Source organism: Gluconacetobacter sacchari, from assembly GCF_014174255.1.
In the GTDB taxonomy this organism is placed as follows: domain Bacteria; phylum Pseudomonadota; class Alphaproteobacteria; order Acetobacterales; family Acetobacteraceae; genus Gluconacetobacter; species Gluconacetobacter sacchari.
In genome coordinates this window covers 63,952-88,274 of the sequence record NZ_JABEQJ010000020.1, presented here as the reverse complement: position 1 = coordinate 88,274, position 24,323 = coordinate 63,952, and the positions used below count along the sequence as shown (strand labels likewise).

Annotated in this window: 19 protein-coding genes and 1 riboswitch; of the genes, 10 read left to right on the top strand and 9 right to left on the bottom strand. The window is 67.0% G+C overall.

All coding sequences use genetic code 11. The features are described from left to right. Positions 1-362: 362 nt before the first annotated feature. The 4 genes from HLH48_RS14925 to ssb all read right to left on the bottom strand — a co-directional run bounded on the left by HLH48_RS14925 (position 363) and on the right by ssb (position 4,996). Positions 363-848 (bottom strand): peptidylprolyl isomerase, encoded by a 486-nt coding sequence (locus HLH48_RS14925; protein WP_182998282.1) that lies wholly within the window; start codon positions 846-848, stop codon positions 363-365. Between the two features lie 57 nt (positions 849-905). Then, the gene (gene coaD / locus HLH48_RS14920) at positions 906-1,415 is read right to left on the bottom strand and encodes a pantetheine-phosphate adenylyltransferase (RefSeq protein WP_182998281.1); all 510 of its coding nucleotides are present in this window, start codon (positions 1,413-1,415) and stop codon (positions 906-908) included. Then, entirely contained in the window at positions 1,408-4,212 is a 2,805-nt protein-coding gene (gyrA, locus tag HLH48_RS14915; protein WP_182998280.1) for a DNA gyrase subunit A, read from the bottom strand. The genes coaD and gyrA overlap by 8 nt, the downstream gene beginning before the upstream one ends. 238 nt (positions 4,213-4,450) lie before the next feature. Continuing rightward, a complete protein-coding gene (gene ssb, locus HLH48_RS14910; protein WP_182998291.1) occupies positions 4,451-4,996 on the bottom strand; it encodes a single-stranded DNA-binding protein in 546 nt (181 codons plus the stop codon). Between the two features lie 335 nt (positions 4,997-5,331). Between ssb and uvrA the strand changes: the two genes are divergently transcribed. The 3 genes from uvrA (at position 5,332) to speE (ending at position 9,831) form a co-directional block, all read left to right on the top strand. Then, positions 5,332-8,211 (top strand): excinuclease ABC subunit UvrA, encoded by a 2,880-nt coding sequence (gene uvrA / locus HLH48_RS14905; protein WP_182998290.1) that lies wholly within the window; start codon positions 5,332-5,334, stop codon positions 8,209-8,211. A gap of 160 nt (positions 8,212-8,371) precedes the next feature. Next, entirely contained in the window at positions 8,372-8,833 is a 462-nt protein-coding gene (gene speD, locus HLH48_RS14900) for an adenosylmethionine decarboxylase (RefSeq protein ID WP_182998279.1), read from the top strand. Positions 8,834-8,961: 128 nt separating this feature from the next. After that, a complete protein-coding gene (gene speE, locus HLH48_RS14895; RefSeq protein ID WP_182998278.1) occupies positions 8,962-9,831 on the top strand; it encodes a polyamine aminopropyltransferase in 870 nt (289 codons plus the stop codon). Between the two features lie 43 nt (positions 9,832-9,874). Here the strand turns inward: speE and HLH48_RS14890 are convergent, their stop codons facing one another. Further along, positions 9,875-10,180 carry a putative quinol monooxygenase gene (locus tag HLH48_RS14890; protein ID WP_182998277.1) on the bottom strand — a complete coding sequence of 102 codons (306 nt, stop codon included), beginning with the start codon at positions 10,178-10,180 and terminating at the stop codon, positions 9,875-9,877. A 125-nt stretch (positions 10,181-10,305) separates the two neighbouring features. Beyond that, positions 10,306-10,393, top strand: a riboswitch (glycine riboswitch). Between the two features lie 174 nt (positions 10,394-10,567). Between HLH48_RS14890 and gcvT the strand changes: the two genes are divergently transcribed. The 4 genes from gcvT to HLH48_RS14870 all read left to right on the top strand — a co-directional run bounded on the left by gcvT (position 10,568) and on the right by HLH48_RS14870 (position 15,434). Further along, positions 10,568-11,701: a glycine cleavage system aminomethyltransferase GcvT gene (gene gcvT / locus HLH48_RS14885; RefSeq protein WP_182998276.1), complete on the top strand. Its 1,134-nt coding sequence runs from the start codon at positions 10,568-10,570 to the stop codon at positions 11,699-11,701. 36 nt (positions 11,702-11,737) lie between these two features. Continuing rightward, entirely contained in the window at positions 11,738-12,103 is a 366-nt protein-coding gene (gene gcvH, locus HLH48_RS14880; RefSeq protein WP_182998275.1) for a glycine cleavage system protein GcvH, read from the top strand. 27 nt (positions 12,104-12,130) lie between these two features. Continuing rightward, positions 12,131-15,013 (top strand): aminomethyl-transferring glycine dehydrogenase, encoded by a 2,883-nt coding sequence (gene gcvP, locus HLH48_RS14875; protein ID WP_182998274.1) that lies wholly within the window; start codon positions 12,131-12,133, stop codon positions 15,011-15,013. Between the two features lie 223 nt (positions 15,014-15,236). Beyond that, positions 15,237-15,434, top strand: coding sequence for a hypothetical protein (locus HLH48_RS14870; protein ID WP_246387367.1), 198 nt, complete (start codon positions 15,237-15,239; stop codon positions 15,432-15,434). A 19-nt stretch (positions 15,435-15,453) separates the two neighbouring features. Here the strand turns inward: HLH48_RS14870 and HLH48_RS14865 are convergent, their stop codons facing one another. Continuing rightward, positions 15,454-15,906 (bottom strand): cupin domain-containing protein, encoded by a 453-nt coding sequence (locus tag HLH48_RS14865; RefSeq protein WP_182998273.1) that lies wholly within the window; start codon positions 15,904-15,906, stop codon positions 15,454-15,456. 168 nt (positions 15,907-16,074) lie between these two features. Here HLH48_RS14865 and HLH48_RS14860 point away from each other — a divergent pair, with 168 nt between their 5' ends. From HLH48_RS14860 to HLH48_RS14850, 3 genes are read left to right on the top strand one after another with little or no spacing between them, the layout of a single operon-like run. Continuing rightward, the gene (locus HLH48_RS14860; protein WP_182998272.1) at positions 16,075-17,103 is read left to right on the top strand and encodes an ABC transporter substrate-binding protein; all 1,029 of its coding nucleotides are present in this window, start codon (positions 16,075-16,077) and stop codon (positions 17,101-17,103) included. Beyond that, a complete protein-coding gene (locus HLH48_RS14855) occupies positions 17,100-18,116 on the top strand; it encodes a FecCD family ABC transporter permease (RefSeq protein WP_182998271.1) in 1,017 nt (338 codons plus the stop codon). Before HLH48_RS14860 ends, HLH48_RS14855 begins: the two co-directional genes overlap by 4 nt. Next, a complete protein-coding gene (locus tag HLH48_RS14850) occupies positions 18,113-18,841 on the top strand; it encodes an ABC transporter ATP-binding protein (RefSeq protein ID WP_182998270.1) in 729 nt (242 codons plus the stop codon). Before HLH48_RS14855 ends, HLH48_RS14850 begins: the two co-directional genes overlap by 4 nt. A gap of 15 nt (positions 18,842-18,856) precedes the next feature. Here the strand turns inward: HLH48_RS14850 and HLH48_RS14845 are convergent, their stop codons facing one another. Genes HLH48_RS14845 through HLH48_RS14835 form a run of 3 tightly spaced genes read right to left on the bottom strand, consistent with a single transcriptional unit; the run spans position 18,857 to position 24,322 of the window. Next, positions 18,857-19,795 (bottom strand): ABC transporter substrate-binding protein, encoded by a 939-nt coding sequence (locus HLH48_RS14845; protein ID WP_182998269.1) that lies wholly within the window; start codon positions 19,793-19,795, stop codon positions 18,857-18,859. Further along, positions 19,792-20,373: an ANTAR domain-containing response regulator gene (locus HLH48_RS14840; RefSeq protein WP_182998268.1), complete on the bottom strand. Its 582-nt coding sequence runs from the start codon at positions 20,371-20,373 to the stop codon at positions 19,792-19,794. The genes HLH48_RS14845 and HLH48_RS14840 overlap by 4 nt, the downstream gene beginning before the upstream one ends. A 28-nt stretch (positions 20,374-20,401) precedes the next feature. After that, positions 20,402-24,322: a bifunctional nitrate reductase/sulfite reductase flavoprotein subunit alpha gene (locus HLH48_RS14835; RefSeq protein ID WP_182998267.1), complete on the bottom strand. Its 3,921-nt coding sequence runs from the start codon at positions 24,320-24,322 to the stop codon at positions 20,402-20,404. Position 24,323 lies beyond the last annotated feature (1 nt).

Sequence of the window (24,323 nt, the reverse complement as noted above, 5' to 3'; positions counted from 1 at the left end):
CAAAAGCCATCCGGCCTGCGCTACACTCTGTCTGCATCGGGTCTCTGGCCTCGCTCGCGGATTTTGCTTTTCCAACAAGAACTTTCGCCGATTTCAGAGCCCGATGCACCTTCCCGTGTGAGATTTCCGGGCTAGGGCTTTGTTAAACGTGCTGCCTGTCCAGAAAAAGGACAACCGCCAGCTATATCAACTGGTTAGACGCGTTTTGCATCTGGGGAAGGGGGCTTGTGAGCTATTAAAAGTCGAATGCTCTACCGACTGAGCTACCGGCTCACCGGAACCGCCTTGCGGTGCGGCTCCGGGTACCGGCTTCAGGCGGTCAAGTCAACCATCAAAGCGGCTGACGGCACAGGGTTGGTCGGCTACGACGCGACCGGACGCATGGAGATGATGCGGTCGGGGTCCTGCACCACGCCGCTCTGACCCGCGCCGCGCTTGACCTGATCGATATGCTCCATGCCTTCGATCACCTGGCCGACGATGGTGTACTGGCCATCGAGGTGGGGCGAGGGCTCGAACATGATGAAGAACTGGCTGTTCGCACTGTCGGGATTCATGGTGCGGGCCATGCCGACGGTGCCGCGCTCGAACTTCGCCGTGCGGCTGAACTCGGCCTTCAGGTCGGGCAGATGGCTGCCGCTGGTGCCGGTGCCCGTCGGGTCGCCGCCCTGAGCCATGAAGCCGTGGATAACGCGGTGGAAGGGAGTGTTGTCGTAGAACCCTTCGGCGGCCAGCGTGCGAATCCGCTCGGCGGCCAGGGGGGCCAGATCGGGGCGCAGTTGGATGATCACGTGGCCGGTCTTCAGTTCCACGTCGACCAGGTCGGCCTTCGGTGCGGTGTCAGACATCGTTCGTATTCCAGTCTTGTTTGCGTGGCGCACGGCATGGATGCCGCGCGGCCCGCGTTATGTCCCCAGTCGCGCCATGATTCGCTGGCGGGTGAAGGGGGGAACGAAGCTGGTGATGTCGCCGCCCAGACGGGCGACCTCCTTCACCAGCCGCGAAGAGATATATTGGCCGCGTTCGGTCGCCATCAGGAACACCGTCTCGATATCCGGGGCCAGATGATGGTTCATGCCGAACATCTGGACCTCGTAATCGAAATCGGTGACCACGCGCAGCCCGCGCACGATCACGGACGCGCCACGGCTGCGCGCTTCCTCGACCAGCAGGTTACCGAAGCCGATGACCGAAATCTGGCTGCCCGTTCGTTCGGCGATGGGCCGGGTTTCCTCGGTGACGCAGATGATGCGTTCGTCCAGCGACATCAATGGCTGCTTGCCGGAATTCTCCGCAACCCCGACGATCAGCCGGTCGACCAGCCGCGCCGCGCGTTCGACGATGTCCAGGTGACCGGTGGTCACCGGATCGAACGTGCCGGGATAGAACCCGGTGCGCGGCCCGGTTTCAGCCATCGGTGCTCTCCTGCGGGGGCGCGTCTTCAGCCGTGGCGTCGCCTTCGTCATCATCGCTCTCCATGACGGGGAAGACGCTGATGACATGTTCGGTCGCGTCCAGCCGGAACAGCGTGACGCCGCTGGCCTGCCGCGACATGACCCGGATCTGGTCGATCGGCACACGGATCAGCCGGCCGGCATCGGTGACCAGCATCACGTCGGTTCCGCCGATGACCGGCAGGGTGGCCACGACTTCGTTCCCGCGCTTGCCGGACGTGAAGGTCATGTTGGCGATGCCCTGGCCGCCACGGCCGGATACCCGGTAATCATAAGCCGAGGACCGACGCCCGAAGCCCGCATTGCTGACGGTCAACAGGATTTCCTCGGCCAGTTCGAGTTCGGCGAACCGGTCCGGGTCGATCATCGAATCGGTGGGGAGCGATTCGTCGTCGGAAGGTTCGGCGGATATGTCGGTCGCGATCTCCTCGGTGTCCTCGCCGCCCTGGCTGGCCGCCAGTTCCGCCCGGCGGCGGGCATTGGCCATGCGTAGATACGACGCCCGTTCCTCGACCGTCGCCTCGACATGATTGAGGACGCACAGGCTGTTGACCTCGTCACCTTCACCCAGGCGGATGCCGCGTACGCCTGAACTGTCGCGACCGGCGAAGACGCGCAGTGTGTCCTCGGTGATCTGGAAGCGGATGCAGCGGGCTTTGCGGGTGGCCAGGAATACGTCCTGCCCCTCGCGGCAGGTCGCGACCCCGATCAGCCGGTCGCCTTCGTCCAGCTTCATCGCGATCAGGCCCGAGGCGCGGATATTACGGAAATCACTTAGTCGGTTGCGGCGCACCGTGCCGGAGGCGGTGGCGAAGACCAGGTGGAGGTTCTCCCACAGCGTCTCGTCCTGCGGCAGGGGCAGGACGGCGGTGATCGAATCGCCGCCCAGATCGGGCAGCAGATTGACCAGCGCCCGGCCCTTTGCGGTGGGACTGGCTTCGGGCAGGCGCCAGACCTTTTCGCGATAGGCCTTGCCGCCCGAGGAGAAGAACAGCACCCACTGATGGGTGTGGGCGTTGAACGACCGGATGACGATGTCGTCGCCACGGCGGCCGGCGGCGGTGCGACCGCGTCCGCCGCGATTCTGCGCGCGGAAGACTTCCAGCGGCGTGCGCTTAATGAAGCCTTCGCGCGTGATCGTCACCACCATCTGGCCGGGTTCGATCAGGCTTTCGTCCGTCTGGTCGCCGGCATAATCGACGATTTCGGTCAGGCGTGGGCTGGCCAGTTCGGCGCGGATCGCCACCAGTTCCTCGCGCATCACTTCCATGCGGCGGGGGCGGCTGGCGATGATGGCCAGAAGTTCGTTGATCTTCTCCGCGACCTCGGACAGTTCCTGCTGGATCTTCTCGCGCTCCAGCCCGGTCAGGCGTTGCAGGCGCAACTCCAGGATACCGCGGGCCTGGGCCTCGGTCAGGTGGACCGTGCCGTCCACGATGACATTGCCTTCGTCCAGGATCAGCGCCAGCAGCGGCTCGACATCGGCGGCCGGCCACGGTGTGGTCATCAGCGCCTCGCGGGCGCTGGCGGCGTCGGGGGCGGCGCGGATCAGCGCGATCACGGCATCGATATTGGCAACCGCGATCACCAGCCCGACCAGCAGGTGGGCACGGTCGCGCGCCTTCATCAGGTCGTAGCGCGCCCGGCGCAGGATCACTTCCTCGCGGAAGGTGATGAAGGCTTCCAGCACGTCCTTCAGCCCCATCAGGCGGGGCTGGCCGTTGTCCAGCGCCAGCATGTTGACCCCGAACGAGGTCTGGAGCTGGGTGAAGCGGTAGAGCTGGTTCAGGACCACTTCGGGCGTGGCGTCGCGCTTGATCTCGATGACGATGCGCATGCCCGACCGATCGCTTTCGTCGCGGATGTCGGAAATGCCCTCGATCTGTTTGGCGCGCACCAGATCGGCGATGCGCTCCTGCAAGGTCGATTTGTTCACCTGGTACGGAATCTCGGTGATGATGATCGCGTGGCGGTCGCGATTCAGGTCCTCGATCTCGGCGCGGGCGCGGATGATCACCGAGCCGCGCCCGGTCTCGAACGCGCTGCGGATGCCGGCGCGCCCCAGAATGATGCCGCCGGTCGGGAAATCCGGCCCCGGGACGATCTTCATCAGCTCTTCGAGCGTCAGGTCGGGCTGGGCGATCAGGGCCAGTGTGGCGTCGATGATCTCGCCCGGATTATGGGTCGGGATGTTGGTTGCCATGCCGACCGCGATGCCCGACGCGCCGTTGATCAGCAGGTTGGGGAAGGCTGCGGGCAGGATCTTGGGTTCCTGCTCGCTTTCATCATAGTTCGGCTGGAAATCGACCGTGTCGCGGTCGATATCGTCCAGCAGGAAGGACGAGGCCTTGGCCAGCCGCGCTTCGGTATAGCGCATCGCGGCGGGGGAATCTCCGTCGACCGAGCCGAAATTGCCTTGGCCGTCGATCAGCTTCACGCGCATCGACCAGGACTGCGCCATGCGGACCATGGCGTCGTAGATCGAGGAATCGCCGTGGGGATGGTATTTACCCATTACGTCGCCGACCGCGCGGGCCGATTTGCGATAGGGCTTGTCGTGGGTGAACCCGCTTTCGCGCATTGAATACAGAATGCGCCGATGGACCGGCTTCAGCCCGTCCCGCACGTCAGGCAGGGCGCGGCTGACGATGACCGACATCGCATAGGCGAGGTAGGAGGAGCGCATTTCCTCCTCGACGGTTACCGGAACGATGTCGGAGGGGGCCGGCGGCTGCGGCGGGTCGGGAATCTCGGTCAAGGCATATCCGTCATGTCAGTGCCATACTCTTCTTGCGCCGGCGCACGCCGCATGGCGGGAACTGGTCCGGGCCCGGCGCCGGTGGACGCGACCACCCTAGCATAGAGTGTCGGCCGGGGAAAAACCGCGCCCCGGTGGGGCCCTGGGGAGAAGCCGCACCGGCGTGGCGCCGGCCGGTCAATTTTTTTGTGGCCCGCTGATCCGGGAAATTCTCATGAGAATTTCCCGGGCGGGACAGTTAGAACGGAATCTCGTCGTCGAGGTCGCTGCCGCCGCCATGTGGGGCATCCCAGCCGCCACCGGCCGGCGCGCTGGGGGCGCCGTGGCCACCACTCGCCGTGTTGCCGCGCGCGCCGCCGATCTGGCGGGGGGCGGCGGCGGAGGCATATCCGCCGCCGCCGTAGCCGCCCTCGTCTCCGGATTCGCCGCCACGATTGCTGTCGAGCAGCACCAGATCGCCGCGGAAGCGGTCAACGACCACTTCGGTCGTGTAGCGTTCCTGTCCGGACTGGTCGGTCCATTTGCGGGTCTGGAGCGATCCTTCCAGATAGACCTTACGGCCCTTGCGCAGGAAGCGCTCGGCCACGTCGGCGATGCGCTCGTTGAAAATCACGACGCGATGCCACTCCGTCTTCTCGCGTCGTTCGCCCGACATCTTGTCGTTCCAGGTGTCGCTGGTGGCCAGCGTCAGCGACACGATTTTCGCGCCGTTCTGGCTGTTCCTGACTTCGGGGTCTTTCCCCAGATTGCCCACGAGGATGACCTTGTTGACGCTACCCGCCATAGTGCTGCCCTGCCGCTGTCCGGTCGGGGGCCGCGCATCCGGGCGCCGCCCCATCAAAAAAACCGTCCTCCCGGACCGGTGCGGTGGGGGGACGGGACTCAGTCGTTATCCTAACCCAGATGGCCGTCGGATGATACCGGCATGTACGGCGCCCCGTAGCTCGGGAGCGGGCCGAGGTGGCATTTTCCGGCGAGTGGATCTTGGCGGCGGCTCTGGAACCCGGCAGAACAGAGTATGAACGACTCAGCCCGGCGCGCGCCGGAGCAGAACGGAGAGCGGACTTCATGGCGAATCGATCCAGCCCGGTCGCGGCCGAGCCGACAGAATCGATCCCGATGCGCGGGGCGCAGGCGATCCGGGTGCGTGGCGCCCGGGCGCATAATCTGAAGAATGTCGATGTCGAGATTCCGCGTGATGCGCTGACGGTGGTGACGGGCCTGTCGGGTTCGGGCAAATCGTCGCTGGCGTTCGACACCATCTATGCCGAGGGGCAGCGGCGCTATGTCGAAAGCCTGTCGGCCTATGCGCGGCAGTTCCTGGAATTGATGGGCAAGCCCGATGTCGATGCGATCGAGGGCCTGTCGCCCGCGATTTCCATCGAGCAGAAGACGACCTCGAAAAATCCGCGCTCAACTGTCGGTACGATTACCGAAATTCATGACTATATGCGTCTGCTGTGGGCGCGGGCGGGGGTGCCTTATTCGCCGGCTACCGGCCTGCCGATCGAAGCGCAGACCGTGAGCCAGATGGTCGATCGCGTGATGGCGATGCCCGAAGGCACCCGGCTGATGCTGCTGGCGCCCGTGGTGCGCGACCGCAAGGGAGAGTGCCGCAAGGAACTGGCGGAATTGCAGCGCAAGGGCTTTGCCCGCGTGAAGGTGGATGGAGAACTGTACGAGATCGGCGATGTGCCGGACCTGAACCGCAAGCTGCGCCATACGGTCGAGGCGGTGGTGGACAGGGTGGTGGTGCGGCCGGGGATGGAATCGCGGTTGGCGGACAGTTTCGAAACCGCGCTGGGGCTGTCGGACGGGCTGGTCTATGCCGAGGAGGTAGGGCGCGCTGGGGCGGAGGTGCCGCCGCATGTCGTGTTTTCCTCACGGTTTGCCTGTCCGGTCAGTGGCTTCACGCTGGAGGAGATCGAACCCCGCCTGTTTTCGTTCAACGCGCCGCAGGGGGCCTGTCCGGCCTGTGACGGGATCGGGACCGAGACCTTCTTCGACCCGCACCTGATCGTGCCGGACGAATCGCTGTCGCTGGCGGCGGGGGCCATCGCGCCGTGGCGCAACACGCAGAGCCCCTATTACCAGCAGACGCTGGAAAGCCTGGCTGCCCATTATGGGGTCAAGATGAGCACGCCGTGGCGCGATCTGCCGGCGGGTGTGCGCGAGGTGATCATGGAGGGCGGCGAGGACGAGGTGGCCTTCCAGTACCGCGACGGGCGCAAGAGCTACAGCCTGACCAAGCGTTTCGAGGGGGTGGTGGCCAACCTGCGCCGCCGGATGGCCGAAAGCGACAGCGTGTGGGTACGCGAGGAACTGTCGCGCTACCAGTCCGACAAGCCCTGTCATGTCTGCCATGGCGCGCGCCTGCGGCCCGAGGCATTGTCGGTGCGGGTGGCGGATCGTACCATCGCCCAGGCCTCGGACCTGCCGATCCGGCGGGCGCTGGAATGGTTCGGCACCGTGGAGGCGACGCTGACGCCGCAGCGCGCGGAGATCGCGCGCCGCATCCTGCGCGAGATTCTTGATCGGCTGCGCTTTCTGGACGATGTCGGGCTGGATTACCTGACGCTGTCACGGGGATCGGCCACCTTGTCCGGGGGCGAAAGCCAGCGGATTCGTCTGGCCAGCCAGATCGGGTCGGGCCTGACGGGCGTGCTGTATGTGCTGGACGAGCCCTCGATCGGGCTGCACCAGCGTGACAATGAACGGCTGCTGGGGACATTGCAGCGGCTGAAGCGGCTGGGAAATACGCTGATCGTCGTGGAGCATGACGAGGATGCGATCCGCTCCGCCGACTGGCTGATCGACATGGGGCCGGGGGCGGGCGTCAATGGGGGCCATGTGGTGGCCATTGGTACGCCGGCGCAGGTAGCGGCCAATCCGGCGAGCCTGACCGGCGATTATCTTTCGGGGCGCAAGCAGATCGCGGTGCCGGCGAAGCGCCGGAAGATAGACCCCAAGCGCATGCTGGTGCTGGAAGGGGCCAGCGGCAACAATCTGCATGATGTCACCGCGCGGTTTCCGCTGGGCACCTTTACCTGCGTGACGGGGGTGTCGGGTGGCGGCAAATCGACGCTGGTGATCGATACGCTATACAAGGCGCTGTCGCGGCAATTGATGGGATCAGGTCAGAATCCGGCGCCGTACCGGCGGATCGCCGGGTTGGAACTGCTGGACAAGATCATCGACATCGACCAGTCGCCGATCGGGCGCACGCCGCGATCCAACCCCGCGACCTATACCGACTTGTTCGCGCCGATCCGCGACTGGTTCGCCGAACTGCCGGAGAGCAAGGCGCGTGGCTACAAGCCCGGCCGGTTCTCGTTCAACGTCAAGGGCGGGCGGTGCGAGGCCTGCCAGGGCGATGGGGTGCTGAAGATCGAGATGCATTTCCTGCCCGACGTGTTCGTGACCTGCGACACCTGCAAGGGCGCGCGCTATAATCGCGAAACGCTGGATGTGAAGTTTCGCGGCAAGTCGATCGCCGATGTGCTGGCGATGACCGTGGACGAGGCGCTGCCGTATTTTTCCGCCGTGCCGCGTATTCGCGACCGGCTGGCCATCCTGCAGCAGGTGGGGCTTGGCTATGTGGCCCTGGGCCAGCAGGCGACCACGCTGTCGGGTGGCGAGGCGCAGCGCGTGAAACTGTCCAAGGAACTGGCCAGGCGCGCCACCGGCCGCACCCTGTATATCCTGGATGAGCCGACGACGGGCCTGCATTCCGAGGATGTACGCAAGTTGCTGGACGTGCTGCATGCCCTGGCGGATCAGGGAAACACGGTGCTGGTGATCGAGCATAATCTGGATGTCATCAAGACGGCGGACTGGGTGCTGGACATGGGCCCGGAAGGTGGCGATGGCGGCGGTCGCATCGTTGCCGAGGGGACGCCCGAGGACATCGTGGCCTGTGCCGAAAGCCACACCGGGCGCTTCCTGGCTCCGCTGCTGCCTGCGTCGAGCAAGGGGCGGAAACGGCGTGCCAAAGGCTGAAACGCGTCCCGGGGAAGAAGCTTGTGTGAAAGGATTGAAAAAAAACAGGCCCGGAGGGCAAAAACGCTTGCGTTGACAGGGGGAAGGCCTTATCAGCGGCCCCCTTGGCCCAAGGGGGCGATCCCGCCCAACAGGCTGTCTACTGGTTTGGGGGTACGTGATGAACGCACTTGCTCAGCTGGGGATGGTCTCGGAACTCCCGAGCAATATCCAGATGTCTTCAACTCCTTCCTCGTCCGACGAGGATCGGAAGGATTATTTCGTCGAGCGGGACGGGATGAAGTTTGCGGGAACGCATCTTCTTGTCGACCTCTGGGAGGCCCGGAATCTGGATGATCCGGAACAGATCGACCGTACGCTGTGCGAAGCGGCGGTGACTGCCGGAGCGACAATCCTGCACAGCCATTTCCATCACTTCACGCCCAATGGCGGCGTGTCGGGCGTGGTCGTGCTGGCCGAGAGCCACATTTCGATCCATACGTGGCCCGAGCGGAATTTCGCCGCTGTCGACATCTTCATGTGCGGCGTGTGCGATCCGCACCTGGCGATCCCGGTGATGCAGCGCCTGTTCCAGGCGGGCCGGGTGGTTGTGGACGAGCAGCGCCGCGGCCGCGTGGCCTGATGGCGAGGGTGCCGGCATGTCCGGCACCCGTCCGTCCGGCGCGGTATGACGCCGTGCGAGATTTCGAGGGCCGGATTCGTCCGGCCTTTTTTTATGTGTCCATTTTTCGTGACGGGGAGACACACGCAATGACCGACGCATGGATCGGCGAGACACTCTATGAAGGCTGGCAGCAGCGTTTCCGTGTTCGCAAGGAACTGGCTCGTACCAAGAGTGACTTCCAGGATATCGTTGTCTTCGAAAGCGAGACGCATGGCCGCGTGCTCGTGCTCGATGGTGTGATCCAGATTACCGAGGGGGACGAGTTCGTCTATCAGGAAATGCTGACGCATGTGCCGGTGCTGGCCCATGGCGACGCGAGGAGCGTCCTGATCATTGGGGCCGGCGATGGCGGCGTGCTGCGCCGGGTGCTGCATCATCGCGGGGTCGAGCGTGCCGTGATGGTCGAGATCGATGGCGCGGTGATCGAACTGTCCAAGCAGTTCCTGCCGGGGATCGCCGGCGATGCGTGGACCGACCCTCGTGCCGAGGTGATCGTGGGGGACGGTATCGATTACGTCGCCAGGGCGGAAAGCGGCTCGGTCGATGTCATCATCGTCGACAGCACCGATCCGATCGGAGTGGGTGAGGTGTTGTTCACCGATGCGTTCTACCAGCATTGCGCCCGTATCCTGACGCCCAATGGCATCATCGTGAACCAGTGCGGCGTGCCGTTCATGCAGGCTGACGAACTGCGCGAGACCAGCCTGCGGCGCGCGCAGTTCTTTCCGCATGTTTCGGCTTATGTCGCTGCCGTGCCGACCTATGTCGGTGGCTTCATGACGTTGGGTGTCGCGGCCAAGGGGACCAACCCGGCCCTCCATTCGGTCGAGACGATCCGCGCGCGGGCAGAGCAGGCCGGCATTCTGGGCACCACCGGCTATTGGACGCCCGAGATCCATGCCGGCGCCTTCAACCTGCCGCCTTATATCGCCAGGAATCTGCCGGCGTCGAAGTAACGCTCCATCCGGTGCGGGGTCATGTTCCCCGCATCGGCTCAGTTCAGGCGCGGTGTGTTGCCAGGAAACGCACGCCGACCGTTTGGATGCCCAAGTCAAGCACCGCGTCGGCGAAAACCTTGTAATGCGGGGTCGTCAGGTGGGTGTCGAATGCCGCCCGGTCGGTATAGACCTCGTGCAGGATGACGACGTTCGGCTCGCCGTTGGGTAGCAGGACGTCGAAGGCGTGGCATCCGGCTTCGTCCGCCACGGAGCGTTCGGCGTCATAGGCGCAGAATTCGAGAAACTTTGTTCGATTTTCGTCGGTTGTCGCGAATTCCGCGATAATGGTCAGCTTGCTGGCATCCATGGTCGGGGCCCCTTCGTCGTCTTCTGTTCAGTCGCCGAGGGTAGGGCGGAGATCGTCCTCGATCCAGCCCCCGCTGGCGATGTCAGGACGATTGACTTGATCGCGCAACATATGCGAAGCATCGGAAAGCTGACGCGGGAGAGACTGGCGAGAGCCAGCGCCGAAGGAGCAACCGCCCCGGAAACTCTCAGGCCAAAGGACCGCCCGGCTTCGACTTCTGGAGAGAGGCGCTTCGAGCGCCCGCCGACGGGATAGCGATCTCAGGCAAACCGACAGAAGGGGCATTCGGATCCGGTCGTGGGTTCAGGAGGCTCTGTTCGTGTCACGTTGGCCGTCTTTCCTTGTTTTCTGTTCGTTCTCCCTCACGCCCGGCGTCGGGAGGGCGGCATGAGCGATTCGCTGCTGCGGACGCCGCTGTACGACCTGCATCTGTCGCTGGGCGGGCGCATGGTGCCGTTCGCGGGGTATGACATGCCGGTCCAGTATCGGGCTGGCGTGATGGCCGAACACCAGCATACGCGCACCGCCGCGGGTCTGTTCGACGTGTCCCATATGGGGCAGGCGCATCTGCGGGCGCGCTCGGGTCGGGTCGAGGATGCGGCCCTGGCGCTGGAACGGCTGGTACCGGCCGATATCCTGTCGTTGAAGACGGGGCGCCAGCGTTATGCCCTGCTGACCGACGGCAACGGCGGTATTCTGGACGATCTGATGGTCTCGCGCCTGGGCGATACGCTGATCCTGGTGGTCAATGCCGCCTGCAAGGACGCGGACCTGGCACATATCGCCGCCGCGCTGCATGAGGATTGCATCGTCGAGGCGCTGCCGAAGCGGGCGCTGATTGCCGTGCAGGGGCCGCAGGCCGGCGCGGTGCTGGCGCGCCTGGCACCGTCGTCGGTGGACATGCGTTTCATGGATGTGGCGGAATTCGAGGTCGCCGGCGTGCCCTGCGTGGCATCTCGGTCCGGTTATACCGGCGAGGACGGGTTCGAACTCGGCATGGCGGCCGATGGTGCCGTGCGTGTGGCCGAGGCGCTGCTGGCGGAACCCGAGGTGGCGCCGGCGGGTCTGGGCGCGCGCGACAGCCTGCGGCTGGAAGCCGGGTTGTGCCTGTATGGGTCGGATATCGATCGCGACACGACGCCGGTCGAGGGCGCGCTGGAATGGTCGATCCAGAAAAGCCGCCGCACGGGCGGGGCACGGGCAGGGGGCTTTCCGGGCGCGGACATCATCCTGGGGCAGATCGCGGGTGGAGTGAGCCGGCGCCGCGTCGGCATTGCGGTCGAGGGCCGCGCGCCGGTGCGCGGCGGGGCGCGTCTGTTCGCCGATGACGCGGGGACGAAGCCTGTCGGGCATGTGACCTCCGGCGCGTTCGGCCCGACCTTCGGTGCGCCTGTGGGCATGGGCTATGTCGAGGCGGGTTTCGAGGCGGCGGGCACGCCGCTGTTCGCGGAATTGCGGGGGCGCTATTTGCCGGCCGCCGTGGCGGCGCTGCCATTCGTGGCGCCCGGCTTCAAACGTTGAATTCCAGAAACTGACCTGTCGGGTGGAGATTGAAACATGACCGTTTATTACACGAAAGAACATGAGTGGTTGCGCGTCGAGGGGGATGTCGCGGTCGTCGGCATCACCGCCCATGCCGCCGAGGAACTGGGGGAACTGGTCTTCGTCGAGGCGAAGGACGAGGGCACCGCGCTGTCGCAGGGCGACAGCGCCGCCGTGGTGGAATCGGTCAAGGCCGCGTCGGATATCTATGCTCCTGTTTCGGGCACGGTCGTCGGCTTCAATACGGCGCTGTCGGATGATCCGTCGCTGGTCAATCGCGATCCGGAAGCCGAGGGCTGGATCCTGAAGCTGCGCGTCGCCGATGCGGGGCAGCTTGCCGAACTGCTGGACGCAGACGCCTACGCCGCTTTGATTGCCTGATCCGATTTTGTCGGGGAGAAACCGATCGTGACCTCCACTACGCTTTGGCAGGGCACCCGGCCCGCCACCGATGCCTTCTGCACCCGCCATGTCGGGCCGGGGGCGCGGGATGTCGACGCCATGCTGGAGGTCGTGGGCGCAGGCTCGCTCGACGAACTGATGGACCAGACGGTGCCGCCCTCCATCCGCCTGCGCGGCGAGATGGGGCTGGGGGCGGGCTTGTCCGAACCCGAGGCGCTGGCCCGGCTGCGCGTGCTGGCGGCCCGTAACCGGGTGATGACCTCGCTGATCGGCCAAGGCTATTACGGCACGGTGCTGCCGGGCGTCATCCAGCGCAATGTGCTGGAGAATCCCGCTTGGTATACGGCCTATACGCCCTATCAGCCGGAGATCAGCCAAGGCCGGCTGGAAGCGCTGCTGAATTTCCAGACCATGGTGCGCGACCTGACGGGCCTGGATGTCGCCAATGCCTCGCTGCTGGACGAGGCGACGGCGGCGGCGGAGGCCATGGCCCTGGCGCGCCGGGTGGCGAAGTCGAAAGCCGACGGGTTTTTCGTCGATGCGGATTGTCACCCGCAGACGCTGGCGGTGCTGCGGACGCGCGCCGAGCCGATGGGCTGGCGGATCGTGGTCGGCGACCCGGCGCGCGATCTGGAGCCGGGGGCGGTGTTCGGTGCGCTGCTGCAATATCCTGGTTCGTCGGGCCTTGTGCGCGATCCGCGCGCGTGGATCGAAAACCTGCATGGCGCGCAGGCGGTGGTGGCGATGGCGGCCGACCCGCTGGCGCTGACCGTGCTGGAATCGCCGGGTGCGCTGGGTGCCGACATCGCCGTGGGCTCGATGCAGCGCTATGGCATGCCGATGGGAGCTGGTGGCCCGCACGCGGCCTATATGGCCGTGCGCGATGCCTACAAGCGCAACATGCCCGGCCGCCTTGTCGGCGTGTCGGTGGACAGCCGGGGCGAGCCAGCCTATCGCCTGGCGTTGCAGACGCGCGAGCAGCATATCAGGCGCGAGAAGGCGACCTCTAATATCTGCACCGCGCAGGTGCTGCCGGCGGTGATTTCCGCGATGTATGCGGTCTATCATGGCCCCGAGGGGCTGTCGGCCATCGCCCGGCGGGTGCATCGGCTGGCGGTGATTCTGGCCGAAGGGCTGCGCGCGCTGTCGATCGATGTCCAAACCGATGCGTTTTTCGACACCATCACGGTCGCGACTGGTGGCGAGGCCGCCCTGGTCCGCGCCCGCGCCGAGGAGGCGGGGATGAACCTGCGCGCGATCGATGACGATCATGTCGGGATCAGCCTGGACGAGACGACGACCCCGGAGGTTGTGCGTGCCGTGTGGCGCTGCTTCTGCCCCGACGCGCAGCGTCTGGCGGCGATGGAGCAGGAACTGGACGTGCCGGACAGCCTGTTGCCGCGGGCGCTGCTGCGTCGGAGCGCCTTCATGACTCATCCGGTCTTTCATGCCCACCGTTCCGAGACCGACATGCTGCGCTATCTGCGCCGCCTGTCCGATCGCGACCTGGCGCTGGATCGCACGATGATCCCCCTGGGATCCTGCACGATGAAGCTGAACGCCACGGCCGAGATGATACCGGTCACGTGGCCGGAATTCTGCGATATTCATCCCTTCGCCCCGGAGGCGCAGCTTCAGGGCTATGCCGCGCTGTTCCGTGACCTGGAGCGGATGCTCAAAGCTGTCAGCGGCTATGACGCGGTGTCGTTGCAGCCCAATTCGGGTGCGCAGGGCGAATATGCCGGGCTGCTGGCCATTCGCGCCTATCACCGGTCGCGGGGCGATGCGGGACGCGATGTCTGTCTGATCCCGGCTTCGGCCCATGGGACCAATCCGGCCTCGGCCCAGATGGCGGGGATGCGGGTCGTCGTTGTGTCCTGCGACGACCAGGGCAACGTGGATATCGGCGATCTGAAGGCGAAGATCGCCCAGACTGCCGACCGGCTGGCGGCGATCATGATCACCTATCCCTCGACGCATGGCGTGTTCGAGGAAACGGTCGTCGAGATCTGCGACCTTGTGCATGAAGCGGGGGGGCAGGTCTATCTGGACGGCGCGAACATGAATGCGCAGGTCGGGCTGTCGCGGCCGGGCGCCTATGGCGCCGATGTCAGCCATTTCAACCTGCACAAGACCTTCTGTATTCCGCATGGCGGCGGAGGACCGGGCATGGGGCCGATCGGGGTTGGAGCGCATCTGGCGCCGTTCCTGCCCGGGGCGCCGCAGGAAGGCGGGGCGAACGCGGTTTCGGCCGCGCCGTTCGGATCGGCGGCGGTGCTGCCGATTTCCTGGACCTATATGACGCTGATGGGCGATGCGGGCCTGCGTCGGGCGACCGAAATCGCGATCCTGAATTCCAACTATATCGCGGCACGCCTGTCGGGCCATTATCCGGTGCTGTATCGCGGGACCAATGGCCGGGTGGCGCATGAATGCATCGTCGATCTGCGCCCCATCCGCGATACGGTGGGCGTGACGGTGGACGATATTGCCAAGCGCCTGATCGACCATGGATTCCATGCGCCGACGGTCAGCTTTCCGGTGGCGGGGACTTTCATGATCGAACCCACCGAATCCGAGGGGCGGGTGGAACTGGACCGGTTCTGCGATGCGATGATCGCCATTCGAGAGGAGATCCGCGAGATCGAACAGGGACGCATCACGGCCGAGCAGAGCCCGCTGCGTCATGCGCCGCATACCGTGCGCGACCTGGCCGATCCCGAGTGGGACCGCGCGTATGACCGGCGTCTGGGGTGTCTGCCGGGCGACGTGGTGGCGGAGTCGAAATACTGGGCACCGGTCAATCGACTGGACAACGCCTATGGCGACCGTAACCTGGTCTGTTCCTGCCCGGATATCTCAGCTTATGTCGAGGAAGGCGCCGCGTGACCTGACGCGGCACACCATTCCACCGGCGTGTCATGCATAAGGCGCCGGGCTTTGCCCGGTGCCGTGCGGCGGGCGCCGGGATTGTGCTGATTGACGTCAAGAGATTGCGACTGATCGCGAATCGCTCTTGGGAGCGGGGTCTGGCAGGGCGCATGATAAGGGGCAACCGGACGAACCCGTCGCAATACGCGACAAAGAAGAAGGGACGGTCCGGGGGAGGCTCATGATGTTTCATATTGGTGCGGCGGGGCCGAAGCGGCCCCTTCTGAACGGTTCGTGGCACGCGATCGCCTTGCGGCACGATGATCCGGCGTGGATTGATGCCCGTGACCGGATGATGGTCGGGCTGATCTGTTGCGGTCTGCTCTGCGCGTTCCTGATCGACATGGCGATCCTGTATTTTTCGATGTTCCGGCCCTGAGCTTCGGGCCGGGAATCGATCAATATTCCGGAAGCTGGCCCTTTATGGGGATTGAGGTCGGGACGCCGGGTGTGCCGGCATAGGTGATCAGGAGTACCGTCTGGGTGTCGCCCGCCTGGCCGCGATGGATGTCGTCGACCGATTCTCCGAAGGCTTCGCCGGCATGATAGACGTGCGACTTGCCGCTCTCGCGGTCGGTGATGGTCAGGGCGCCTTGCAGCACATACACCGCATTGGGGAATGGATGCTTGTGCCACGGCAGGGCGGAATGGGCGGGAATCGTCAGGCGGATCATCGTCAGTTCGGGCCTTGCGGCCGGATAATGCGTGTAGGGCACGCCGTTCCACGAATGGTCGGTCTGGAGCAGGATGTCGCGATGGCCCGAGGCCACCGTCTGCGCGATCGCGGGTGGTGTGATGGCGAGTGCGGACAGAGAGGCGGCAATCAGCGTCGGGCGGATTGAGATAGTCATCGCTTGTACTCCTTCGAGGCCGAAGGGTGATACAGAACGGGCGCTTCGCATCATAAAAAGAGTTTGAATCTTTGGGTCGCCGGGTGTTGCGCGACGCCGTCGGTCATGTGTCGGGGGTGACGGATCTATCTGGCGGGATATAGTTCTCCGGTCGGGAAAGGGCCGGGGATGAGACGATATGCTGCGCAGGCCGCCTTGCGGCTTGTTGTTACGACTGGCTGCCTGGTGTGGCCCGCCATCGGGTATGGGCGTGTGGTGGTGGATATGGCGGGACAGCGCGTGACCGTTCCGGATCATCCGGCCCGGATCGCGGATCTATGGTTCGCGCATAATGCCGTTACCATCATGCTGGGCGCCACCGCGCGGATTGCCGTCACCAATGACCTGCCGGCGACGCGCCCGTGGATGTATCGGGTCGCGCCCGGCCTGCATCGGGCGACCGGCGTGGTCGGGCAGGTGCCGAATGTCGAGATGCTGCGCGATGCCGGGGTGGATGTCGGGTTCGTTTCCACCGGCGCGCCGGCCTTGACGCCCATGCGGCGGATCGGATTGCCGGTGGTGCAGGCGGGGTTTACCGACGAAGCGTCGCTGCGCCAGGCGGTTGCGTTGACGGCGGAGGTGTTGGGCGACCAGCGCGCGCGGGATAAGGCCAGGCGCTATGGCGCGATGCTGGATGCGACGCGCGATCGGGTTGCGGCGATGGTGGGCGGCACGGTGCCGTCGCGCCGGCCGCGCGTGCTGCATATCCAGTCCCTGGCGCCGTTGAAGATCGATGGCACGCATACGATCATCGACGAATGGATCACGCGGGCGGGCGGGCGGAACGTGGCCGATATTCCCGGCAACATGCGTCCGGTTTCGGTCGAGCAGGTCGCCGCCTGGGACCCCGACATCATTATTCTGGGTGGGGATGCCGGGGCGTTCGACCCCGCTTCCGCGCAATGGGCGGGGCTGCGCGCGGTGCGGGCGGGACATGTGTATCGCAATCCGGCGGGGGTGTTTCCGTGGGACCGCTATGGGGTCGAATTTCCGCTCCAGCTTCTTTGGGCGGCGCGAACGCTGTATCCGGACCGTTTTGCGACGCTGGATATGGTGTCGGAAACGATCAAATTCTATCGGGATTTCTTTGGCTACGATCTATCATCCACCGACGCCGCGCGCATCCTGGCGGCCGAGGGGCCCGATCGAGCGCCATGACGGTGTGGCGGGAGCGCACGGGCTGGGCGGTGGCGCTGGGTGGGTTGGTTGTCCTGATGGTGGTGTCGCTGGGGCTTGGCCGCTATCGGGTCCCCCCGAGCGAATTGTTGTCGGTACTGCTGGGGCGTGACGGGGGGATGCCGGACGCGCAGCGGGCCCTGCTGCATGCCATCGTGCTGGCCACGCGCCTGCCGCGCGTTGCCGGCGCGGTGATCGTGGGGGCGGCGCTGTCGGTTTCGGGGGCGGGTTTCCAGGCCGTGTTCCGCAATCCGCTGGTATCGCCCGGGTTGCTGGGGGTACTGGCCGGTGCCGGGTTTGGTGCCGCGTTTGGGATCGTGGCTGGCGCGTCGCCCATGGGCCTGCATCTTCTATCCTTTGCGGGCGGGGCCGTCGCGGTCGTGGCGGCGGTCGGCGTGGCGCGGCTGTTCGATGCCGCGTCGATGCTGATGCTGGTGTTTGGCGGGCTGGTCAGCACCGCGCTGTTCACCGCGCTGCTGTCGCTGCTGAAATATGTGGCCGATCCCGACAAGCAATTGCCGGACATCGTCTTTTGGCTGCTGGGCAGCCTGACGCAGGTGACGGGGGCCGATCTGGGCGTGATGGCGGGGCCGGTGGCGGTCGGCATCGTGGGGCTGACGCTGTGCGGGCGCATGCTGGATGCGCTGGCGATGGGCGATGACGAGGCGCGGACCCTCGGCGTGCCGGTCGAGGCCCTGCGTTATGGGGTGATCGCGGCGGCGACCGTGCTGTCGGCGGTGACGGTGTCCGTGGCGGGGATGATCGGGTGGGTCGGGCTGATCGTGCCGCATGTCGCGCGACTGCTGGCAGGGCCGTGCAATGCTCGCGTGCTGCCGCTGAGCGCCTGCCTGGGCGGGGCGTTTCTGCTGGTCTGCGACGATCTGGCACGATGCGTGTCGGTGGAAGAGATTCCGGTCGGGCTGGTCGCGGACCTGTTCGGGGTTGGTGTCTTTCTGTCTGTGTTGCGGCTGATCCGGCGCGGATGGGTGGAATGACCGGCCTTGTGGTCGATGCCCTGTCCTTTGCGCGGGGCGGTAGGACAGTGCTGGACGGGGTGTCGTTCGTGATGGGGCCGGGTGAGATGGTTGCGCTGCTGGGGCCGAACGGTGCGGGCAAGACGACGCTGCTGCGGCTGCTCCTGCGGCTGCTGCGGCCCCGGTCGGGGCGGGTTCTGCTCGATGGGCGGCCGGTGGCGGCCATGACGCGGCGTGTGCTGGCGACCCATCTGGCCTATGTGCCGCAGGGCCATGGGGTGGTCTTTCCCTATCGGGTGCGCGACGTGGTGGCGTTGGGCCGGCTGGCCGGCGGCGCGATGCTGGCGCCGGTCGTGCCGGCCGCGGACCGGGAAGCCGCCGAACAGGCCATGGCGCGGCTGGCGATCGGCCATCTGGCGGGCCGGTCCTATGCCGCGCTGTCGGGCGGGGAGCGGCAGGCGGTGCTGATCGCGCGGGCGCTGGCCCAGGGGGCGCGCCTGCTGGTGCTGGACGAGCCCGAGACCGGGCTGGATTACGGCCAGCAGCAGCGCCTGTCCGACCTGCTGCGGCGGCTGGCGGCCGAGGGCTATGGCATTCTGGCGACCACGCACGACCCGGTGCGGGCCGCGCGGATCTTCAGCCGTGCGATCCTGATGCGCGAGGGGCGGATCGTCGCGGACGGGGTGGCCGCCGACGCCTTGTCGGCGCGGGCGATCGCCGATCTGTATCGCGGGAATGATGGCTGATCCGGAATAGGCCTGTCACCGTTTCGGGCCGGCCTCGCGCTCGCTTTCATCGATCCAGCCAAGATCGAACATGTCCTGGGTGATCCAGTCGAAATCGGCCTCCGTGACCTCTTCCGCGACGAAGGTGACCGGTTCGGGGGTCGTTTTCTCGTCAAGCGTCGCGAAGGTCGCGCGGGCGGGCAGGGCGAGGCCGCCCTCCTCGGGCGGGAGGGCGAGGCCCTGCGCGATGGCGTGCCGGTTCGCTGGCGCGCGGCAGTACGACACGGCCTCGCCCAGGGCGGCCTTGAGGCGGTCGGCCTGGCCGGCAGCCGCATCGGAAACGACGAGGAGTTTTTCGAGATGGCCGGGCACGATGGTGGAGGAGCCGCCGACCAGGAAGCCGAGGCCGCGCAGGCAGGCTTCGGTGCCCCATGAGGGACCGACGCAGCCGCCGTCGATGGCGCGGTCGGCCAATGCGCTGATCATGTCGGCAGGGGGCATGACGACGAGTTCGATCCCGCTGTCCATATCCACCCCGATCATGCGCAGAAAACGGCGCAGGATGAGCAGGTGGGTGGAATACATATGGACCACCGCGAGGCGGGGCCGGCGGCCCAGGCCGCGTTGCCATTGCGCGAAGGCCTGGTGCCCGGCGGGGCCGGTCGGCCATGGCGTGGCGAGCGGGTTGGTGCCGCGCAGGACCAGCGTGTTGCCGCCGCGGCTGAGCGTGCAGAGCGGGCGCAGGGAGGCGGCGTGGCCACGGCGCCCCAGGGCCGTCATCATGGCCAGGGGGGGGAAAATGACGGCGGCGTCGAGTGTTCGCCAGGCCAGTCCGTCGGCGATGTTGGACCAGGAGGGGGAGACCACGATCTCGGCCGCGATGCCGTGTTGCGCGAACAGGCCGTGATTGCGGGCGATGATGACGGGCGCGCTGTCGGTGAGGCGCAGCAGGCCGATCCGCAGGGCGTGGGTCATGGCGCGTCGTTCCGGTCATGGGCGGACAGGTAGTCGGCGGCGACGGCGGCGATGCGGCGCGCGGACTGCATGGCGCGGCGGCGGAACCAGCGATAGGCCTGATCTTCGGTTGCGTTCTCGTTCTTCATGAAGAGTCTCTTCGCCTGATCGACCAGCTTCTGTTCCGCCAGCTTGCGTTGCGCCTCGGTCAGTTCGCCGCGGGTGCGCTGGAAGCGGCTGTACAGGGCGATCGCGGCGCGCAGCAGGGGTTTGACGTCGTCGGGTGGTGCGTCCAGGACATTGTAGGAACAGATGCCGATATCGAAGGCGGTCTCCATCAGTTGGACATCGTCGCGATCGACGAACAGGGCCACGGGGCGTTCGAGCGCGGGCTGGGACAGGGCGCGGATGCTGTCCAGCGCGTCGCGGTCCGCGCGGCCCATGTCGACCAGTACCACGTCGGGCTGATGTTGCCGTACCGCGTCGATCAGGGCCATGCCCGCCGGGACGGAGAGGACATGCAGTGACGGATCGGCCCGCAGATCGTCAGAAAGGGCGCGGGCGCGGCGAGTGTTGCCGTCGGCGACCAGAACGGTCATCGGCGGACGGGCCGTGCCGGGGGGAGCGTCAGTAGACATCGCGCAGATAGCGGTTCTCCCGCGTCAGTCCGGTCACGAACGTGGCGGCCTCCGGGGCGGACAGGCCGCCATGGCGGGCGATGATCCTGTGCAGGGCGGCATCGACATCCCGCGCCATGCGGGTGGCGTCCCCACACACATAGACGAAGGCGCCGGCTTGCAGCCAGTCCCACAATTCGGCCCCGGCTTCCTCCATCCGGTCCTGAACGTAGATGCGGGTGGCCTGGTCGCGCGAGAAGGCGGTGTCGAGCCGGGTCAGGCAGCCGGCGGCGCGGTAGCTGTCGAGTTCCTGCCGGTAGTAGAAGCCCTGGCCGGCGTGGCGTTCGCCGAAGAACAGCCAGTTGCGGCCGGTGCTTCCGCGGGCCGCGCGCTCCTGGAGGAAGGCGCGGAAAGGGGCGATGCCGGTGCCCGGGCCGATCATGACGATCGGGGCGTCGTCGTCGCGCGGCAGGTGGAAATGGGAGGTCGGCTGGACGAAGACCGGTACCTCGCCGCCTTCCGCCAGCGCGGCGAGCCAGTTGGAGCAGAGGCCGGGCCAGGGGGAGCGATTGACGCCCATGGTCAGTTCCACGATCCGGCCGGAGATCCTGGGGGAGGAGGCGATGGAATAGAGGCGAGGCTGCATGCGCCGGAACAGGGGCGGGATGTCCCGCGCCGCGACCGTCAGGACCGCGTCGCGCAGCAGGTCGGGGAGAAAGCCGCCTTCGGTCCGGCCCAGGGCGGCGAGCAGGGCGGGGTTGGGGCGGGAGAGGTCGAGATGGCGGCGCAGCGCTTCGCGCAGTCCGACGGTGCCGTGGCCGCGCAGGACGATCGGCGTGTCGTCGGGCAGGCGTAGCGCGGCGAGGACGGTTTCGACATGCTCGGGCGGGTTGCAGGGCCAGATGCCCAGCGCATCGCCCGGTTGCCAGGCGAGGTCGGTGGCGCCCAGATCGAGGCCGATGCGGCGGGTGTCCTTCTCCGATCCCGGGTCCGACCCTGGGTCCGATCCGGGACCGCACAGGCGTTCGTTGAGGACGAGGCGGGCGATGGCGGGCAGGTCGCGGGTGCCGAGGGATGGTGCCTGGGGCGGGGCGGGCGGTTCGGCGTCCGTACGGGCGCCGAGGGCGGTCAGCAGCGTGCCGCGCCAGGATTCGACCGTGTCGTCGAGATCCGGTTCGCAATCCGTGCGGTCCAGCAGCATGGTGGCGCCCAGCGCGCGCAGGCGCGCATCCAGCGCGCGGCCGAAGCCGCAGAAGCTGGCATAGGAGGAATCGCCGAGCGCGAGGACGGCGCAGGTGAGGTCGGTCAGCGGGGACTGACGGGCGCGCAGGGCGCTCCAGAACGGGGCGGCGCAGTCAGGCGCGTCGCCGTCGCCGAAGGTGGAGACGACGAAGATGGCGCGGCCGGGGCCGGGATCGCCGGATTCGCAGCTATCCAGGCAGGCGAGGCTGACCGTATGCCCGGCCTCGCGCAGCCAGGTGGCGATGGTGGCGGCGAGGGCCTCGGCGCGGCCGGTCTGCGAGGCCCACCAGACGCGGAGCGCGGGGGGCGGGGCGGCGGCCTCGGCGCGGCTGTAGAGGCCGGCCAGCAGGCCGCCGACATGCGCGCGGGCACGCGGGTCGAGCGGCGCGTTGGCGGGGATCAGCGGCAGGGTGCCGGGCGCGGGCGGGGCGAGGCGCAGCCCTTCGAGAAAGCCGGACAGCCAGGCGCGGCCGTCTTCGCCGAGCGCCAGGGGTTCGGGCGGGGCCAGGCCGAGATGCCGGGCGAGCGGGCCGGGTTCCATGTCGTTCTGTCCCTGGGGAGCGGGTGGGGCGGCGGGGATGCGTTCCAGCGCGACGGCGCAGAGCTTGAAGCCGGGTTGGAGGGAAATCGGATCGACGGCGTCGGAGGTGAGCGTGTTGACGGCGATGTCGTCGCCGAACCGGTCGTTCCAGTGGAAGGGCGCGAAGCAGGTGCCGGGGCGGATGGCCGGCGTGATGCGGGCCGGCAGGGTGATGCTGCCCCGGCGGGATGTGATGCGGACGGCATCGCCCGCCGCGAGGCCGAGCGCGCGGGCGTCCTCGGTGGCGATTTCGACGAACGGGCCGGGATTGAGACGGTTGAGGCTGTCGACGCGGCCGGTCTTGGTCAGAGTGTGCCACTGATGTTGCAGGCGCCCGGTGTCGAGCACGAAGGGGTGGGTTTCGTCGGGCCATTCCCGGGGGCGCATCCAGGGACGGGCATGAAAGACGGCGCGGCCGCCAGGGGCGGGGAAGATGGGTGCGGCCGAGGTCGGGGAGCGGTAGCGGATCGGGTGGCGGGAGGCGGTGTCGCCTTCGGCGCAGGGCCATTGGACGGGGCCCGCGTGGAGGCGGCGGTGGGAGATGCCGGCGATGTCGTAGCCGGTCGCGGGATTGGTGAAGCGGCTGGCCTCGGCGAAGATTTCGGCGGCCGAGGTGAAGGAGAAACCGTCCGCGAAGCCCATGGCGCAGGCGACCTGGGCGATGATCCGCCAGTCCGCCATGGCCTCGCCGGGCGGGGCGACGGCCTGGCGGGCCAGGGTCATGGTGCGGTCGGAATTGACCTGCACGCCGTCGGCCTCGGCCCACAGGGCGCCGGGGAGCAGGATGTCGGCGTGGCGTGTGGTCTCGGCGTCGGCGAAGGCGTCCTGCACGATCACGCATTCGGCGGCTTTCAGCGCGCGGACGACGTGGTCGCGGTTGGCGACGGTGGCGACGGGGTTGGTGCAGATGACCCAGCAGGCGCGGATGGCGCCGCGCTCCATGGCATCGAACATCGCGATCGCGCCGGTGCCGCCCGCGTCGCGCAGCGTGCCGGGGGGGAGAGCCCACTGGCGTTCGGCGAAGGCGCGGTCGGCGGCGACCAGGGCGCTGCGCTGGCCGGGCAGGCCGGGGCCCATATAGCCCATCTCGCGCCCGCCCATGGCGTTGGGCTGGCCGGTCAGCGAGAAGGGGCCGCAGCCGGGACGGCAGATCGTGCCGGTGGCCAGGTGCAGGTTGCACAGGGCGTTGACGTTCCACGTGCCGGTCAGGCTCTGGTTGAGGCCCATGGTCCACAGGCTCATCCATGCGCCGGCTTCGGCGATCCAGCGGGCGGCGGTCAGGATGTCGGCCGCCGGCAGGCCGGTGAGGGCGGCGACGCTATCCGGCGGGTAGTCGGCCAGGAACGCGGGCATGGCGTCCCACCCCGTGGTCGCCTGCGCGATGAAGGCGGGATCGATGGCGCCGTTGCGGACCAGGAGATGCAGCAGGCCGTTGAGCAGGGCGAGGTCGGTGCCGGGACGGATGGGCAGGTACAGATCGGCCTTTTCGGCCGTCGCGGTGCGGCGGGGATCGACGACGATGAGCTTCGCGCCCGCCCGCTTGCGGTCCATCAGGCGCAGGAACAGGATCGGATGGCAGTCGGCCATGTTCGCGCCGATGACGAAGAACAGGTCGGTGCAGTCGAAATCCTCGTAGCTGCCGGGTGGGGCGTCGGCGCCGAGCGAGAGCTTGTAGCCGCTGCCGGCGGCGGCCATGCACAGGCGGGAATTGGATTCGATATGCTGGCTGCGGATGTAGCCCTTCGCCAGCTTGTTGATGAGATACTGCGCCTCCAGCGACATCTGGCCGGAGACGTAGAAGGCGATGGCGTCGGGGCCGTGCGTGTCGAGGATCTGCCGCAGGCGCGTGGCCGTGGCCTCGATCGCCCGATGGAGCGGGACGGGCGTGGGCTCGCGGCCGCGCTGGGCGCGCAGGGCGGCGTTGGCCAGCCTGTGGGGCGAGGACAGGGGCTTGTCGCACGAACTGCCCTTGGTACACAGCCGGCCGGCATTCGCCGGGTGCGCGGCGTCGCCGCGCACCCTGGCGATCCTGCCGTCTTCCACGTCGAGGATGATGCCGCAGCCGACCCCGCAATAGGGGCAGACCGAGCGGATCTCGTCCTTCGCCATG

What these genes read in the sequence shown, in the direction of transcription:
- HLH48_RS14925 (WP_182998282.1), bottom strand. Translation starts at nt 848, where the DNA reads ATGTCTGACACCGCACCGAAGGCCGACCTGGTCGACGTGGAACTGAAG.
- coaD (WP_182998281.1), bottom strand. Translation starts at nt 1,415, where the DNA reads ATGGCTGAAACCGGGCCGCGCACCGGGTTCTATCCCGGCACGTTCGAT.
- ssb (WP_182998291.1), bottom strand. Translation starts at nt 4,996, where the DNA reads ATGGCGGGTAGCGTCAACAAGGTCATCCTCGTGGGCAATCTGGGGAAA.
- uvrA (WP_182998290.1), top strand. Translation starts at nt 5,332, where the DNA reads ATGCGCGGGGCGCAGGCGATCCGGGTGCGTGGCGCCCGGGCGCATAAT.
- speD (WP_182998279.1), top strand. Translation starts at nt 8,372, where the DNA reads ATGAACGCACTTGCTCAGCTGGGGATGGTCTCGGAACTCCCGAGCAAT.
- speE (WP_182998278.1), top strand. Translation starts at nt 8,962, where the DNA reads ATGACCGACGCATGGATCGGCGAGACACTCTATGAAGGCTGGCAGCAG.
- HLH48_RS14890 (WP_182998277.1), bottom strand. Translation starts at nt 10,180, where the DNA reads ATGGATGCCAGCAAGCTGACCATTATCGCGGAATTCGCGACAACCGAC.
- gcvT (WP_182998276.1), top strand. Translation starts at nt 10,568, where the DNA reads ATGAGCGATTCGCTGCTGCGGACGCCGCTGTACGACCTGCATCTGTCG.
- gcvH (WP_182998275.1), top strand. Translation starts at nt 11,738, where the DNA reads ATGACCGTTTATTACACGAAAGAACATGAGTGGTTGCGCGTCGAGGGG.
- HLH48_RS14870 (WP_246387367.1), top strand. Translation starts at nt 15,237, where the DNA reads ATGATGTTTCATATTGGTGCGGCGGGGCCGAAGCGGCCCCTTCTGAAC.
- HLH48_RS14865 (WP_182998273.1), bottom strand. Translation starts at nt 15,906, where the DNA reads ATGACTATCTCAATCCGCCCGACGCTGATTGCCGCCTCTCTGTCCGCA.
- HLH48_RS14860 (WP_182998272.1), top strand. Translation starts at nt 16,075, where the DNA reads ATGAGACGATATGCTGCGCAGGCCGCCTTGCGGCTTGTTGTTACGACT.
- HLH48_RS14855 (WP_182998271.1), top strand. Translation starts at nt 17,100, where the DNA reads ATGACGGTGTGGCGGGAGCGCACGGGCTGGGCGGTGGCGCTGGGTGGG.
- HLH48_RS14850 (WP_182998270.1), top strand. Translation starts at nt 18,113, where the DNA reads ATGACCGGCCTTGTGGTCGATGCCCTGTCCTTTGCGCGGGGCGGTAGG.
- HLH48_RS14845 (WP_182998269.1), bottom strand. Translation starts at nt 19,795, where the DNA reads ATGACCCACGCCCTGCGGATCGGCCTGCTGCGCCTCACCGACAGCGCG.
- HLH48_RS14840 (WP_182998268.1), bottom strand. Translation starts at nt 20,373, where the DNA reads ATGACCGTTCTGGTCGCCGACGGCAACACTCGCCGCGCCCGCGCCCTT.
- HLH48_RS14835 (WP_182998267.1), bottom strand. Translation starts at nt 24,322, where the DNA reads ATGGCGAAGGACGAGATCCGCTCGGTCTGCCCCTATTGCGGGGTCGGC.